This window comes from Leifsonia sp. Leaf336 (assembly GCF_001423695.1).
Lineage (GTDB): Bacteria > Actinomycetota > Actinomycetes > Actinomycetales > Microbacteriaceae > Leifsonia.
Window position 1 is genome coordinate 35,111 of record NZ_LMOZ01000003.1, and the last position, 13,709, is coordinate 48,819.

A 13,709-nucleotide genomic window follows, 5' to 3' on the forward strand; every position below is an offset into this window, starting at 1 on the left:
AGTTGAACCCGTGCTGGCACGGATGGCACTGTCGGCGCATGATGAGAAGATGCGAATGCATTGACTCGAACATGCGGAGGGGGTTCCCATGACCATCGGCGCGACCACCACAGGGCCGATCAAGCGCACGCGGACGAGCGCGGTCACCGCCTGGGAATCGCTGTTCCGCGCGCAGGTTGCTGTGATGCGGACCCTCGCCGCGGAGTTCCCCACCCGCGACATCTCGTTCAACGAGTACGACGTGCTCTTCAACCTCTCCCGGCAGCCCGACCGCTCGCTGCGGCTGCGCGACCTCAACAAGGAGGTGCTGCTCACCCAGCCGAGCGTGAGCAGGCTGATCGATCGGCTCGTCGCGCGCGGACTGGTGGCCAAGTGCCCGGAGCCCAACGACGCCCGCGGCACCGTGATCCGGCTGACCGACACGGGATTCGAGATGTTCCGCCGGGTCGCCGTCGAACACATGAAGTCGATCACGGCGCGCGTAGGCGACCGGCTCGACCCCGCGGAACTGGAGACCCTGGCGGCTCTGTGCGACAAGCTGCGCGGCATCGAGTGACCGTCGTCCTCCACACCGCCCAATCTGAGGAGATTCTCCACAAGCGGGGCTGTCCCTCGGAGAGGCCATAGAGCTGCCGCGTATCATTGCGCCCATGACGGCTGAGCGACGCAGAGGATGGAAGTGGGCGCCCGCGCTGATCGGATTCGTGGCTTTGAGCGCCGTCGCCGGAATCCTGGCCGCGGCAGCCGTCACGCCGGCAGTGGCGCTCACCGGGTCGGCCGCCGACTCGACGATCAGCGTCTTCGACGGGCTGCCCGAATACATCAAGGTGGAGCCGCTCGCGCAGGCGTCGACGATGTACGCGACGTCCAACGGCCAGCCGGTGCCGATCGCCTCGTTCTACTCGCAGAACCGCATCGAGGTCGGCTGGGACGCCATCTCGCAGAACCTGAAAGACGCCGCGATCGCCACGGAGGACCCGCGCTTCTACGAGCACGGCGGCGTGGACGTCACAGGCACCCTGCGCGGGGCGGTGCTGACCGCGCTGCACAAGTCGGTGCAGGGCGGCTCGTCCATCACGCAGCAGTACGTCAAGAACATCCTCGTGCAGCGGTGCGAGAACAAGCAGCCCGACCCGACCGCGGCCGCTGCCGTCCAGAAGAAGCAGTATGCGGCCTACCAGTCGTGCTACAACGACGCCACCGAGGTCGACCCGGTGCGCAAGCTCAAAGAGATGCGCTACGCGATCGGGCTCGAGAAGGAGTACTCCAAGAACGACATCCTGCAGAGCTACCTGAACATCGCTCTGTTCGGCGGTCGCGTCTACGGCGTGCAGTCCGCCGCCGAGTACTACTTCGGAGTGTCGGCGAAAGACATCAGCCTCCCGCAGGCCGCCACCCTCGTCGCGATCCTGAACAACCCGGACAACCTGCGCATCGACCAGCCCGAGAACAAGGACAACGGGGCGGCGAACGGGTACGCGCAGACGCTCGCGCGCCGCAACTACGTGCTCGACCGCATGCTGGTGAACGGCAAGATCACCAAAGAAGAGCACGACGCGGCCGTCGCCACCAAGGTCGAGCCCAAGATCACCGCGATGCAGAACGGCTGCATGACGGCGCAGCAGTACAACGCCGCGTTCTTCTGCGACTACGTCGAGCGCACGATCGAACAAGACCCGAGCTTCGGCAAGACCGACGACGAGCGGTCGAGCTTCCTGACCCGCGGCGGCCTCAAGATCTACACGACCCTCAACCTCAACCTCCAGAACCAGGCACAGCAGGCCGTGTCGGCGTACATCCCGTCGAGCAGCCCGAACCTCGACCTCGGCTCCTCGAACGTGTCGGTGGAGGTCGGCACGGGACGTGTCGTCACGATGGTGCAGAACAGGCCCTACGACAATACGGCGGCCCCCGCTCCGGGCAGCACGTCGGTGAACTACAACACCGACTACAAAGACGGCGGGTCGGAGGGCTTCCAGACCGGATCGTCGTACAAGGCCTTCGACCTGCTCGAATGGCTGCAAGAGGGGCATTCGCTCTTCGAGTCGGTGAACGGCACCCAGCACCTCTTCCCGCAGACCGCGTTCCACGAGAGCGACCCGTGCAACGACATCGGAGGCCAGCCCTGGGCCGTCGCGAACGACGAAGGCGAGACCGTCAGCTCGACCACCGTGATGAACGCGACCGCGGCCTCCATCAACTCGATCTTCGCGATGATGGCGACCAAGCTCGATCTCTGCGGCATCAAGCAGCGGGCGCAAGACCTGCTGGTGCACGGAGCGGATGAGGCGGCGAACCCGTATCGCGCCAACCCGTCCTCGGTGCTCGGCACGAACTACATCTCTCCGATCACGATGGCCACGGCATACGCGGGGATCGCCAACAACGGCAAGGCCTGCAGCCCGATCGCGATCGACAAGATCCTGAACTCCGACGGCTCCGAGCACGCCGTGCCCAAGTCGCAGTGCTCGACGACTCCGATCGATCCGGGGGTCGCTGCCGCCGCGATCTACGCCCTGCAGGGCGTGCTCCGCGGAGGCGGCACCGCAGCCTCCGCCAACCCGGGCGACGGCGTGCCGATCTTCGGCAAGACCGGAACCACCGACAACTCGGTCGAGAACTGGCTGGTGACCTCCACGTCGAAGATCGCGCAGGCCACCTGGGTCGGCAACGTGTCCGGAGGGGTGGCCCTCCGCAGCCAGCGATTCCAGGGCGTCGGCGGCGGCGACGTGAAGTTCTCGATCGTCAAGCGCATCCAGACCGCCCTCGACGCAGCCTACGGCGGGTCGGCTTTCCCGGCACCGCCGGCCAAGTACGTGAACGCGCCCGCCGCGCCGAAGCCGACCACGCCCGCCAAGCCGGGCGCGCCCGCGCAGCCGGCTCCGGGACAGGGCGGAAACAACGGCGGAGGCAACGGCGGAGGCAACCAGGGCCCGAACCCGCCGAAGAAGCCCTGATCAGCGCTCGGCGACCTGCTTGACGCCGCGCAGCATCGTCTCCCAGTTCTGCCGGGAGTGCTGCGCGGCCTCCACCGTGGGGTTGTTGTCCTGGTCGAGCGTCACGTGCGTGCCCGTCGGCGTCTCCTCCAGCTCGAAGTGGAGGGTGTGGTAGTTCTCCGGCACGTCGGGCTGGCCGCTCAGCGGACTGAAGTGCGTGAGCACGATGCGCCACGGCTCCTCGCGGTCGTCGAGCTCGATCACGCGCCCGTGGTCCTCGAAGGTCTTGCCTTCCCACTCGCCGCGCCAGACGATGCGCGAGCCGAGCCTCCAGTCGGAGATCACCTCGGCGCCCATCAGGATCTCCGGGTGCGAGCCGCTCGAGGTGAGCACCGTCCATACGGCGCGGCGCGGAGCGCTCACATCCACCTCGGCCCTCGCGACGTAGTTGCCCATGGCGCCTCCCGGTCCGTCATCGCCACCGATTCGCCGCCATCACACACCCGGAGGCGCGGGGAGCGCAACCCTGTCGGTCACCCGAGCTCGAAGACCAGCGCCTCCCACGGATCGAGAGCGCCGCTGACGCCCCGCCTGCCCGAACCCGCCAGATTGCCGAGGACGAAGGTCGCGTCGCGCCAGTCGTCGAGCTCGACGGTGTCGTACTCCGCCGGTTCGCCGGTCAGGTTCACGAGGACCAGCAGCTGCCGCCCGGCCAGCGCCCGGCGGTAGCCGAAGACCTGGGGATGGTCCTCCAGCACGGTCGTGAAATCGCCGTTCGCCACGACCTCCGAGCGGTGCCGGAGGTCGATCAGGCGCCGGTAGTGCGCAAAGACCGAGTCCGGGTCGCCGATCTCGGCCGCGGCGTTGACCTGCGGATAGTCCGGATTGGCGCGGATCCACGGCGTGCCCGTGGTGAACCCCGCCGCCGGCGCATCCGACCACTGCATCGGCGTGCGAGCGTTGTCGCGGCTGGTGCGGCGGAGGGCCGCCATCACGACTGCGGCGTCCTGGCCCTGGATGTCGACGGCCTCCGCGTAGTGGTTGAGCGTCTCGATGTCGCGGAAGTCGTCGATCGAGTCGAAGGGCACGTTCGCCATCCCGAGCTCCTCGCCCTGGTACACGTACGGCGTACCGCGCATGAGGTGGAGCACGGTGCCGAGCGCCTTCGCCGAGGCGACGCGGTGCTCCGGCCGGTCGTCGCCGAACCGGCTGACCACGCGAGGCTGGTCGTGGTTGTTCCAGTAGAGGCTGTTCCAGCCCACGTCGGCCAGGCCCTCCTGCCACATCGTCAGGTTGCGCTTGAGATCGAGGACGCTCGCCGGCCGATGGTCCCACTTGCCACCAGGGCCGTGGTCGAGGTCGACGTGCTCGAACTGGAACACCATGTCGAGCTCCGAGCGGGCGGGATCGGTGAACAGGCGTGCCTGCTCCACGGAGACGCCGGGCATCTCGCCGACGGTCAGGATGCGGTCGGCGCGGCCGGAGAACACGCGCTCGTGCATCTCGTGCAGGAACTCGTGGATGCGCGGGCCCTGCCCGAAATACGGGTACCCCTCGCCGAACAGCTTTCCGGCCGGCACCTCGCCGTCGGGGAGGTCCACCACCTTGGAGATGAAGTTGATGACGTCCATCCGGAAGCCGTCGACCCCGCGGTCGAGCCACCAGTTCATCATGTCGTAGACGGCGTCGCGGACCTCCGGGTTCTCCCAGTTGAGGTCGGGCTGCTTGCGCGAGAAGAGGTGGAGGTAGTACTCGCCGGTTGCCGGGTCGAGCTGCCAGGCCGGCCCCGAGAAGAACGACCCCCAGTTGTTCGGCTCCGCCCCGTGCTCGCCCGGCTGGTGGCCGTCGCGAGGCGGTCGCCACCAGTACCAGTCGCGCTTGGGGTTGTCGAGCGAGGAGGCCGACTCGATGAACCACGGGTGCTCGTCCGACGTGTGGTTCACCACGAGGTCCATCACGAGCTTGATGCCGCGCGCGTGGAGGCCGGCGAGCAGTTCGTCGAAGTCGCCGAACGTGCCGAACAGCGGGTCGATCGCGCGATAGTCGCTGATGTCGTAGCCGTTGTCGTCGTGCGGTGAGGCGTAGATGGGCGACAGCCAGACGACGTCGACGCCCAGCTCCTTCAGGTGATCGAGGTGCTCGATGATGCCGCGCAAGTCGCCGATGCCGTCGCCGTCGCTGTCCGCGAAGCTGCGCGGGTAGATCTGGTAAACGACTGCGGACTTCCACCAGGTGTCACTCACGCGCCCACCCTACCGGGCACCTCCCGTCACGACTCAGTCGCCGAGAACGACGCGCCTGCCCGTGCGAGCGGACTCCCGGGCCGCCAGGCACACCCGCAGCGCTTGCACCGCCGCCGCGGTCGGAGCGCGCGTCGGCTCCGCTCCGTTCTCGACGCAGTCGAGGAAGTACCGCGCCTGCGCCACGAAGGGGTCGCCCTCGGCCCCGGTCAGCGTGTCGACCCCGCGGTCGCCGACGACCTCCAGACTCGTCGAGAACGGCGTGCCCGCCGGGAGGTCGGAGACGGCGAGCAGCTGGGCCAGCCCTCCCTCCGCGAACTCCACCGTGATCGCCGCAGGGGCTCCGAAGCCGCCGCCGGGCGCACGGACCGCGGTGACGGCGACGGGCTCGCCGAGCAGCAGGCAGGCCTGGTCGACGTCGTGGATGGCGAAGTCGACGATCATCCCGCCCGACCGCTCCTCGTCCTCCAGCCACGCCGCGCCCTGCGGTGCCGCCGACAGACGGGAGGCGCGCACGGTGCGCGGCCGGCCCACCGACCCGGCGGCGACGCGCGCCGCGAGCGCAGCGTAATCGGAGAAGAACCGGACGACGTGCGCGACCATCAGCGTCGCGGAGGCACGCGCGGCGTGCCCGGCCAGCCGTTCGGCGTCGGAGACGGTCAGCGCGATCGGCTTCTCGAGCAGCACGTGACAGCCGGCGTCGAGCGCCTGAACTGCCAGTGCGACGTGGCTGGGCGTCGGGGTGCAGACGGAGACGAGGTCGCAGCGCTGGTCGGCGAGCGCCTCCCCCAGTTCGGTGACCCACCGTGCACCGGGCGCCGAGGGCAGCTCGGGACGGCGCCGCGGCGCGACCGCATAGAGCACCGGCACACCCAGCTCGGTCCAGGCGGCCGCGTGAGCGCGTCCCATCGTGCCCGCGCCGACAACGACGGCTCCGTGAGGCGATCCGGGCTGGCTCATCGCACGGCGAGGTCGACGTGCGCCGGGTCGAAGAGCGCGTCGAGCACGAGCCGGCCCGCACCGCGGATGCCTGCGCTCTGCTTGGCGACGCTCACCGCGATGTCGAGCTGATCGGTGATCATCGGCAGGCAGTCGGAGTAGATCGCCGAGCGCACGCCGGCGACGAAAGCCTCCGCCTCGCCGAGGATGCCGCCGAGCACGAGGCGCTGCGGGTTGAAGAAGTTCATGATGGTCGCCAGCACCCCACCGGTGCGGAGGCCGGCCTCCCGCAGCATCTGCGTCGCGAGCGGATGCGCGTCTCGTGCGAGTGCGAGAACGTCGCGGGTGTCGTCGACGTCGACGCCGTCGCGCCGCAGCGCCTGCACGATCGCCGCGCCTCCGGCGACCGCGTCGAGGCAGCCGACGCGACCACACGAGCAGAGCACGTGCGGTGCGCCCGGCACCGTGACGTGGCTGATGTCGCCGGCCATCCCGTGATGCCCGCGGTAGACGCCGCCGAAGGCGACGATGCCGCAGCCGATGCTCGACCCGGCCTTGACGAAGACCAGCTGCCCTCCCGAGGAGCCCGAGGCGTCGTACTCGCCGAGCGCCATCAGGTTGGCGTCGTTGTCGACCGCGACGGTGAGCCCGGTGCGTGCGCGCAGCTCCGCGGCGACGTCGAGGCCGTTCCAGCCCGGCATCCGCGATGGCGACACCATGCGGCCGGTCGTCGAGTCGACGGGGCCGGGCAGGCCGATCCCGATGCCGCGGAGGTCCTGGCCGGGCGCCGCGTGCTCGGCACGGAGATCGTGCGCGGTGTCGGCGATCCAGGCCAGCACGCGGTCGGGGCCGGAGCCGATGTCCATGGCGTCGGTGCGCGAGGCGAGCAGGCGCCCGGACAGGTCGAAGAGCCCGAAGGTGGCGTGGTGGGAGCCCAGGTCGGCGGTGGCCACGACACCGGAGGTCGGGTCGACCTCCAGCGCCCGGGGACGCCGGCCGCCGTGCGAGACGCCCTCCCCCGCCTCGCGGAGGAACCCGGCGCCGAGCAGCGCATCGACGCGCTGCGTGACGGTGGACGGCGAGAGCCCGGTCTGGCGGGCGATGTCGGCCCGGGAGGCCGCCCTCCCGGATCGGACCAGATGGAGGATGCCGCCCGGTGTCGCCGAAGTGCTCCCGGGTGCCGCGGTGTGCGTGCCGCTCATTCTCAGCGCATCCCCCTCGTGGTGGCACGCCGTCGTCGCGTGCTCGTCATGGTTGAGAATACTGTAGCGACTTTCTCCGATTTCGAATCAACCAAATTCGAAATTGCAAGAACATGTATTACTTAGTACGCTCATCGCATCCCGACCGACGACGATACGAGGAACCCGATGGAAACACCGCACCCCCGGCCCATGGTGAGCCTGAGCGGCGTCGACAAGCACTTCGGCGACCTGCACGTCCTCCGCTCGATCGACCTGGAGGTCGCCGCCCGCGAAGTCGTCGTGGTGGTCGGCCCGTCCGGCTCCGGCAAATCGACCCTCTGCCGCTCGATCAACCGGCTCGAGACCATCGACGGCGGCGAGATCCGCGTCGACGGCGAACTGCTGCCCCAGGAGGGCGCCGACCTGGCGCGGCTCCGCGCCGAAGTCGGCATGGTCTTCCAGTCGTTCAACCTCTTCGCGCACCGGACGATCCTCGACAACGTCGCGCTGGCCCCGATGAAGGTGCGCAAGGTCAAGAAGGCCGAGGCCGAGCGCCAGGCGCTCGAGCTCCTCGACCGCGTCGGCATCGCCGACAAGGCGGGCAGCCACCCGGCCCAGCTCTCCGGAGGCCAGCAGCAGCGCGCCGCGATCGCCCGTGCCCTCGCGATGCAGCCCAAGGTCATGCTGTTCGACGAGCCCACCAGCGCCCTCGACCCCGAGATGGTGGGCGAGGTGCTCGACGTGATGACCTCCCTCGCCAAGGAGGGGATGACCATGATCGTCGTCACCCACGAGATGGGCTTCGCCCGCCGCGCCGCCGACCGCGTCGTCTTCATGGACCGCGGCCAGATCGTCGAGCAGGCGACGCCGGCCGAATTCTTCGACTCGCCCCGCACCGAGCGGGCGCGGTCGTTCCTGGCCTCCGTGCTGTCGCACTGAAACATGCGCAGCGCCCGAGGTCGATGCACCGCCGTTCCACAGCACCGAACCCGTCCGTAATCAGAAAGGAATGCCCATGACCCGCAGCACGACCCGTTCAACCCGGCGCCGGGCCGCCTTCGCCGGCGCCCTGCTCGCGGCCGTGACGCTCGCCGTCACCGCTTGTTCCTCCGGCACCACGGCCCTCCCCGGCGACGGAGCCGGCTCGACGGCCAAGACCGACACGGTCTTCTCCGGAGCGCCGGTCGCCAAGGCCGACCTGATCCTCCCCGGCTCGACCATGGAGAAGATCAAGAAGCGCGGCAAGCTCATCGTCGCCGAGGCGCTGGACGCCCCGCTGCTCTCGCAGCAGGACCCGACCGATCCCAGCAAGGTCACCGGCTTCGACGCCGACCTGGCCAAGCTGCTCGCGATCTACATCCTCGGCAAGCCGAACGTGGAGATCGTCCCGCCCGCGTCGGAGACCCGCGAGGCCATGCTGCAGAACGGCACGGTCGACGTCGTCTTCAACACCTACACGATCACCGAGCAGCGCGCGACCCAGGTCGACTTCGCGGGCCCGTACTTCGAGTCCGGCCTCTCGGTCGCCGTCAAGAGCGACAACAAGAGCATCAAGAGCGAGAAGGACCTCGACGGCAAGACCGTGATCGTCGGCGCCAACACGCCCGCTGTCACCGAGGTGCCGAAGATCGCGCCCAAGGCCACCGTCACCGCGTTCGGCACCGACCCGGCCGCCGTCCAGGCGCTCATCCAGGGCCGCGGCGACGCCTACGTGCAGGACTACACCCTCCTCGCCAGCGACGCCGCCAGTGAGAAGCAGATCAAGGTGGTCGGCCAGCCGTTCACCAAGGAGCCGTACGGCATCGGCCTCCCGCACGGCGACAGCGACTTCAAGTCGTTCGTCAACAACTGGCTGAAGACCATCCAGAAGGGCGGCCAGTGGGGCCAGGCGTGGAAGACCACGCTCGGCACCGTGACCGACTCGGCCATCCCGACCCCGCCGGAGATCGGCTCGGTCCCGGGTTCCTGACCCCGGATCCCTTCCCGAGTTCCCTGGCGTCCGCGGCGCTGATGCGCGCGACGCGCCAGGGAGCCCCTCGGGCGGGGTCGGCCTCCGACCCCGCCCGGCCCCTCCTTCGTCACGAGTGAGCGAGCGATGAACCCCCTGATCGACAACCTCGGGCCGCTGCTGCAGGCCCTCGGCACGACCCTGCTCATGGCGGTCGTGGCCGGCGTCGGCTCGATCGTGCTCGGCGTGCTGGTCACGATCGCGCGCGTGAGCCCGATCCCCGTGCTGCGTGCCGCCGCCTTCCTCTACGTGCAGTTCTTCATCAACGTGCCGCTGCTGGCGCTGCTGCTGCTCGCCGTGTTCGCGCTCCCGGACGCCGGCCTCCTGCTGCCGCTGACCCCGACCGCGATCATCGTGCTGACGGTCTACGAGGCCGCGTACGTCGCCGAAGCCGTCCGCTCGGGCGTCAACACCGTGCCGGTCGGCCAAGTGGAGGCCTCCCGCGCCCTCGGCCTCACACTCACGCAATCGCTGCGCTACGTCGTCGTGCCGCAGGCGCTGCGCGCCGTGGTGCAGCCGATCGGCAACGTGATGATCGCGCTCGCGATGAACACCGCCCTGGCCGCCGCTGTGGGCGTCGTGGAGCTGACCGCCGAGGTGAACAAGATCAACCTCGTCGCGGCGCAGCCCATCCTGATCTTCTCCAGTGCGGGTGTGCTCTACATGGCGATCGCGCTGGCCATCGGCCTGGCCGCCGGCTGGGTGGAGCGGAAGGTGGCGATCGTCCGATGACCGCACAACTCATCCCCGACCGGCCGACCCCCGCGCGACCGCGTCCGCGGCGGCGCAGCCGGGCATATGCCGCGTCGTTCATGTACGACGTCCCCGGACCTCGCGGCCGGCGCAACATCCTGGTCGGCTCGATCGTCAGCTGCCTGCTGTTCGCCGCGATCATCGGCTACGGGCTCTGGCAGTTCGCCTCGCACGGGCAGCTCGACCCGTCCCGCTGGGCGCCGTTCACCGAGTGGCCGATCTGGCAGTACCTGCTCGTGGGCCTGCTCGGCACGCTGGAGGCCGCCGCGATCGTCGCGGTGCTCGGCGGCCTGCTCGGCGTGCTCCTCGCGCTGGGCCGGATCAGCCGGCTGCGTGCGGTGCGCTGGGTGTGCGGCTTCTACATCGAGATCGCCCGCACCGTGCCCGTGCTGCTCGTGATCTACCTCATGCTGTTCGGCCTCCCCCAGCTCGGGATCAACCTGCCCGTCCTCTGGAAGCTCGTGGTGCCGCTGACGATCGCCAACTCGGCGGTGTTCGCCGAGATCATCCGCGCGGGTATCCTCAGCCTCCCTCGCGGCCAGCGCGAAGCCGCGCTCAGCCTCGGGATGCGGCCGGGCCAGGCCATGCGCTTCGTCGTCCTGCCGCAGGCCGCCCGCAATGTGGCGCCGTCGCTCGTCACCCAGTTCGTGAGCCTGCTGAAGGACACCTCGCTCGGCTACATCGTCGCGTTCACCGAGCTGCTCTACCGCGGGCAGGTGCTCGCGTCGTATCTGCACCTCCTCATCCCCACCTACGTCGCCGTGACGGTGATCTACCTCGTCGTCAACGGCAGCCTGTCCGCCTTCGCCTCCCGCCTGCAGCGCGGGCCGCGGAGACGGCCCTCCGCGCAGCCGGTGCTCCCGGCACTCCCCGCCGCCACGCACCAGGAAGAGACCCATGCCTGACAGCACCACCGCCACCGTCCCCGGCCTCGCGGAGCTCGCGGCCGTCCGCCGCTCCGGGCTGATCGAGAGCCGCCACTTCGGCAACCTGGTCGCGCTCGGCCCGGACGGCACGACCCTGCTCGCGCTGGGCGACCCGGATGCGGTGGTGCTGCCGCGCAGCACGGTCAAGCCGCTGCAGGCGCTGGCGTGCCTGACGGCGGGCGCCCCGTTGGCGGGCCCCGAGCTCGCGATCGCCGCGGGCAGCCACACCGGGGAGGACGAGCACGTGCGCGTCGTGCGCGGCATCCTCGCGGCGGCGGGCGTCGACGAGTCGGCCCTCGGCTGCCCCGTCGACCGGCCGGAGGACGAGGGCACCTTCGAACGGCTGGTCCGCGAGGGTCAGCCGCGCACCCGGATCCGGATGAACTGCTCCGGTAAGCACGCCGCGATGCTGCTCGCCGCCGCGGCGAACGGCTGGCCGACCGACGGCTACCTCGACCCGACCCACCCGGTGCAGGTGCACGTGCGCGAGACGATGGCAGCGGTCACGGGCGTGCCCGTGGGGCACGACGCCGTCGACGGGTGCGGCGCTCCCCTGTTCGGGACGACGGTTCGCGGCGTGGCACGCGCGTTCGGCCGGCTCGTGCTCGCCGCGGAGGGCACGCCCGAACGCGCCGTCGCGGACGCCATGCGCGCGCACCCCTTCTACGTCGGCGGCACCGGGCACCAGAACTCCACGCTGATGGAGGCCGTGCCCGGCGCGCTCGCGAAGGGCGGCGCGGAGGGCGTCATCGGCGTCGCGGCCGCGGACGGCACGGCCGTCGCGATGAAGGTCGTCGACGGCAGCCCTCGCGCGACCACCCTCATCGCCCTGCGCGTGCTGGAGGCGCTCGGCACCGACATCTCCGGCGCCTCCACCCTGGTCGACCTCCCGGTGCTCGGCGGCGGCGTGCCCGTCGGCCGCATCGAGCTCGGCGGCGACCTGGCCGCGGCGCTGGAGCGCGTCGCGTGACGGGTCGCGTGACGGTCGAGATCTGCCTCGACGACCTGGCCGGGGTGCGAACGGCCGAGGAGGCCGGAGCAGACCGCATCGAGCTGTGCTCCGCGCTCGGCGACGGAGGCCTGACCCCCTCCATCGGAACGGTCGCCGCAGCGCTCGGCACCGCCCGCACGATGGGCGTGAACGTGCTCGTGCGCCAGCGGCCGGGCGACTTCGTGTTCGACGCGGACGAGCTCGCCGCCATGGTGACCGACATCCTCGCGGTGCGAGCGCTGCCCAACCCGCACGGCGTACCCCTCGCGTTCGTGGTCGGCGCCCTGTCGCCCGACGGGACGGTCGACGCGACTGCGAGCCGGGCGCTCGTCGACGCCTGCGGCGACGCTCCCGTGACCTTCCACAAGGCGTTCGACCAGACGCCCGACCGCTCTGCCGCGCTCGAGACGCTCGTGTCGCTGGGGGTCGCCCGCGTGCTGACCTCCGGAGGCGCGGCGACCGCGGTCGACGGAGCGGCCGCGCTGGCGTCCCTGGTCGCCCAGGCCGGCGATCGGATCGTGGTGCTGGCCGGAGGTGGCGTGCGACCCGCGAACGTCGCGTCGCTCGTGCGCGGGACCGGTGTGCGCGAAGTGCACCTGCGCGCGGCGGTGAGCACACCGAGTGCCGCCGCCGTCGGCAGCATCTACGACTCAGGGTCGCGGGACACGACCTCCGGTGCTGTCGTGGCCCAGGTGGTCGCGGCGGTTCGGGAGGTCGCCGCATGAGCACCGGGTCAGATCTCGCGGATTCGCTCGTGGCCGGCGCCACGATCGACGTCGCTGGTGCACCGGTGGTGCTGGCCGTCGACCTCGGCGGCACCGCCATGAAGGGCGCGGTCGTCGCGGAAGGCGGCGGCGTCGTCGCCGAGCTGACCCGGCCCACACCCTCCACGGACATCCTCGGCGCCCTCGTGACGCTGTTCCGCGACCTCCGCGAGACCGCGCGTATCGCCGACGGCGATGTCGTCGGCGCCGGAGTCGCGTCGCCGGGGATGCTCGACGAGCACCGCGGCATCGTGCACTACGCCTCCAACCTCGACTGGCGCGACGTGCCGCTGCTGGACATCCTGCAGCGCGAGCTGCGCCTCCCGGTCGCGGTCGGCCACGACGTGCGCGCCGCCGGCCTGGCCGAGCGCACTTTCGGCGCGGCCCACGGCTCGGACGACTTCGTGCTCGTGCCGATCGGAACCGGTGTCGCCGCGGCCCTCGTGACGGCGGGCGGCACCATCACCGGGGCGACCGGCGCCGCCGGCGAGTTCGGCCACATCCCCGTCGTGCCCGGCGGCGAGCCGTGCACGTGCGGTCAGCGCGGCTGCCTCGAGGTGTACATGTCGGGAGCCGGCGTCGCGCGCCGCTACCGGGAGGCCGGAGGCGAGCCGCTGAGCACGCGCCGGATCGTCGCGCGACTGGGTCAGGATCCTCTCGCCGACCGCATCTGGGGCGAAGCAGTGAAGGTGCTGGCGCAGGGCCTGACCATCCTCACGCTCCTCCTCGACCCGCGGGTGATCGTGCTCGGCGGCGGTGTCTCGCACGCCGGCGACGTGCTCTTCGAGCCGCTCGAGCTCGCGGTGTCGGCCGGGCTCGCCTGGCGGGACCGCCCGGCGATCGTGCGCAGCGGGCTCGGCGGCGACGCGGGCCGTGCCGGCGCCGGCCTCCTCGCTTTCGGAGCCGCGCGCTAGGGCCCTGCCGCGAATCGCGCGGCCCCTGCTCGGGCAGTGTCACCGCGTGGGGGT

At 70.6% G+C, this 13,709-nt stretch carries 13 protein-coding genes; 9 read left to right on the plus strand and 4 right to left on the minus strand.

Annotation, left to right across the window (positions count from 1 at the left end; genetic code table 11):
• The first annotated feature begins 88 nt into the window (after positions 1-88).
• Together ASF88_RS15455 and ASF88_RS15460 are read left to right on the plus strand one after the other, a co-directional pair.
• Positions 89-556, plus strand: a complete 468-nt coding sequence (locus tag ASF88_RS15455) for a MarR family winged helix-turn-helix transcriptional regulator (RefSeq protein WP_055920697.1) — start codon at positions 89-91, stop codon at positions 554-556.
• Between the two features lie 94 nt (positions 557-650).
• Positions 651-2,957 (plus strand): transglycosylase domain-containing protein, encoded by a 2,307-nt coding sequence (locus tag ASF88_RS15460; RefSeq protein ID WP_055920700.1) that lies wholly within the window; start codon positions 651-653, stop codon positions 2,955-2,957.
• Here ASF88_RS15460 and ASF88_RS15465 read toward each other — a convergent pair whose 3' ends face one another.
• The 4 genes from ASF88_RS15465 to ASF88_RS15480 form a co-directional block, all read right to left on the minus strand.
• Positions 2,958-3,392: an SRPBCC family protein gene (locus tag ASF88_RS15465; protein ID WP_055920703.1), complete on the minus strand. Its 435-nt coding sequence runs from the start codon at positions 3,390-3,392 to the stop codon at positions 2,958-2,960.
• A gap of 77 nt (positions 3,393-3,469) precedes the next feature.
• Positions 3,470-5,179 (minus strand): glycoside hydrolase family 13 protein, encoded by a 1,710-nt coding sequence (locus ASF88_RS15470; RefSeq protein ID WP_055920706.1) that lies wholly within the window; start codon positions 5,177-5,179, stop codon positions 3,470-3,472.
• A gap of 33 nt (positions 5,180-5,212) precedes the next feature.
• Positions 5,213-6,136: a Gfo/Idh/MocA family protein gene (locus ASF88_RS15475; RefSeq protein WP_055920709.1), complete on the minus strand. Its 924-nt coding sequence runs from the start codon at positions 6,134-6,136 to the stop codon at positions 5,213-5,215.
• Entirely contained in the window at positions 6,133-7,317 is a 1,185-nt protein-coding gene (locus tag ASF88_RS15480) for an ROK family transcriptional regulator (protein ID WP_055920712.1), read from the minus strand. Before ASF88_RS15480 ends, ASF88_RS15475 begins: the two co-directional genes overlap by 4 nt.
• A gap of 168 nt (positions 7,318-7,485) precedes the next feature.
• Between ASF88_RS15480 and ASF88_RS15485 the strand changes: the two genes are divergently transcribed.
• The 7 genes from ASF88_RS15485 to ASF88_RS15515 all read left to right on the plus strand — a co-directional run bounded on the left by ASF88_RS15485 (position 7,486) and on the right by ASF88_RS15515 (position 13,655).
• A complete protein-coding gene (locus tag ASF88_RS15485; protein ID WP_055920715.1) occupies positions 7,486-8,238 on the plus strand; it encodes an amino acid ABC transporter ATP-binding protein in 753 nt (250 codons plus the stop codon).
• A gap of 76 nt (positions 8,239-8,314) precedes the next feature.
• On the plus strand, positions 8,315-9,268 hold the full coding sequence (locus tag ASF88_RS15490) for a glutamate ABC transporter substrate-binding protein (RefSeq protein WP_055920718.1): 954 nt from the start codon (positions 8,315-8,317) through the stop codon (positions 9,266-9,268).
• Positions 9,269-9,394: 126 nt separating this feature from the next.
• On the plus strand, positions 9,395-10,039 hold the full coding sequence (locus tag ASF88_RS15495) for an amino acid ABC transporter permease (RefSeq protein ID WP_055920721.1): 645 nt from the start codon (positions 9,395-9,397) through the stop codon (positions 10,037-10,039).
• Positions 10,036-10,965 carry an amino acid ABC transporter permease gene (locus ASF88_RS15500; protein WP_055920724.1) on the plus strand — a complete coding sequence of 310 codons (930 nt, stop codon included), beginning with the start codon at positions 10,036-10,038 and terminating at the stop codon, positions 10,963-10,965. Before ASF88_RS15495 ends, ASF88_RS15500 begins: the two co-directional genes overlap by 4 nt.
• Positions 10,958-11,956 carry an asparaginase gene (locus tag ASF88_RS15505; protein WP_055920727.1) on the plus strand — a complete coding sequence of 333 codons (999 nt, stop codon included), beginning with the start codon at positions 10,958-10,960 and terminating at the stop codon, positions 11,954-11,956. The genes ASF88_RS15500 and ASF88_RS15505 overlap by 8 nt, the downstream gene beginning before the upstream one ends.
• Complete coding sequence (locus ASF88_RS15510; RefSeq protein ID WP_235493506.1) at positions 11,953-12,702, plus strand: copper homeostasis protein CutC; 750 nt, start codon at positions 11,953-11,955, stop codon at positions 12,700-12,702. The genes ASF88_RS15505 and ASF88_RS15510 overlap by 4 nt, the downstream gene beginning before the upstream one ends.
• Positions 12,699-13,655 (plus strand): ROK family protein, encoded by a 957-nt coding sequence (locus ASF88_RS15515; RefSeq protein WP_055920730.1) that lies wholly within the window; start codon positions 12,699-12,701, stop codon positions 13,653-13,655. The genes ASF88_RS15510 and ASF88_RS15515 overlap by 4 nt, the downstream gene beginning before the upstream one ends.
• The last annotated feature ends 54 nt before the right edge of the window (positions 13,656-13,709 follow it).

Coding starts and splice junctions, on each gene's coding strand:
- ASF88_RS15455 (WP_055920697.1), top strand. CDS start 89: ATGACCATCGGCGCGACCACCACAGGGCCGATCAAGCGCACGCGGACG.
- ASF88_RS15460 (WP_055920700.1), top strand. CDS start 651: ATGACGGCTGAGCGACGCAGAGGATGGAAGTGGGCGCCCGCGCTGATC.
- ASF88_RS15465 (WP_055920703.1), bottom strand. CDS start 3,392: ATGGGCAACTACGTCGCGAGGGCCGAGGTGGATGTGAGCGCTCCGCGC.
- ASF88_RS15475 (WP_055920709.1), bottom strand. CDS start 6,136: ATGAGCCAGCCCGGATCGCCTCACGGAGCCGTCGTTGTCGGCGCGGGC.
- ASF88_RS15480 (WP_055920712.1), bottom strand. CDS start 7,317: ATGAGCGGCACGCACACCGCGGCACCCGGGAGCACTTCGGCGACACCG.
- ASF88_RS15485 (WP_055920715.1), top strand. CDS start 7,486: ATGGAAACACCGCACCCCCGGCCCATGGTGAGCCTGAGCGGCGTCGAC.
- ASF88_RS15490 (WP_055920718.1), top strand. CDS start 8,315: ATGACCCGCAGCACGACCCGTTCAACCCGGCGCCGGGCCGCCTTCGCC.
- ASF88_RS15495 (WP_055920721.1), top strand. CDS start 9,395: ATGAACCCCCTGATCGACAACCTCGGGCCGCTGCTGCAGGCCCTCGGC.
- ASF88_RS15500 (WP_055920724.1), top strand. CDS start 10,036: ATGACCGCACAACTCATCCCCGACCGGCCGACCCCCGCGCGACCGCGT.
- ASF88_RS15505 (WP_055920727.1), top strand. CDS start 10,958: ATGCCTGACAGCACCACCGCCACCGTCCCCGGCCTCGCGGAGCTCGCG.
- ASF88_RS15515 (WP_055920730.1), top strand. CDS start 12,699: ATGAGCACCGGGTCAGATCTCGCGGATTCGCTCGTGGCCGGCGCCACG.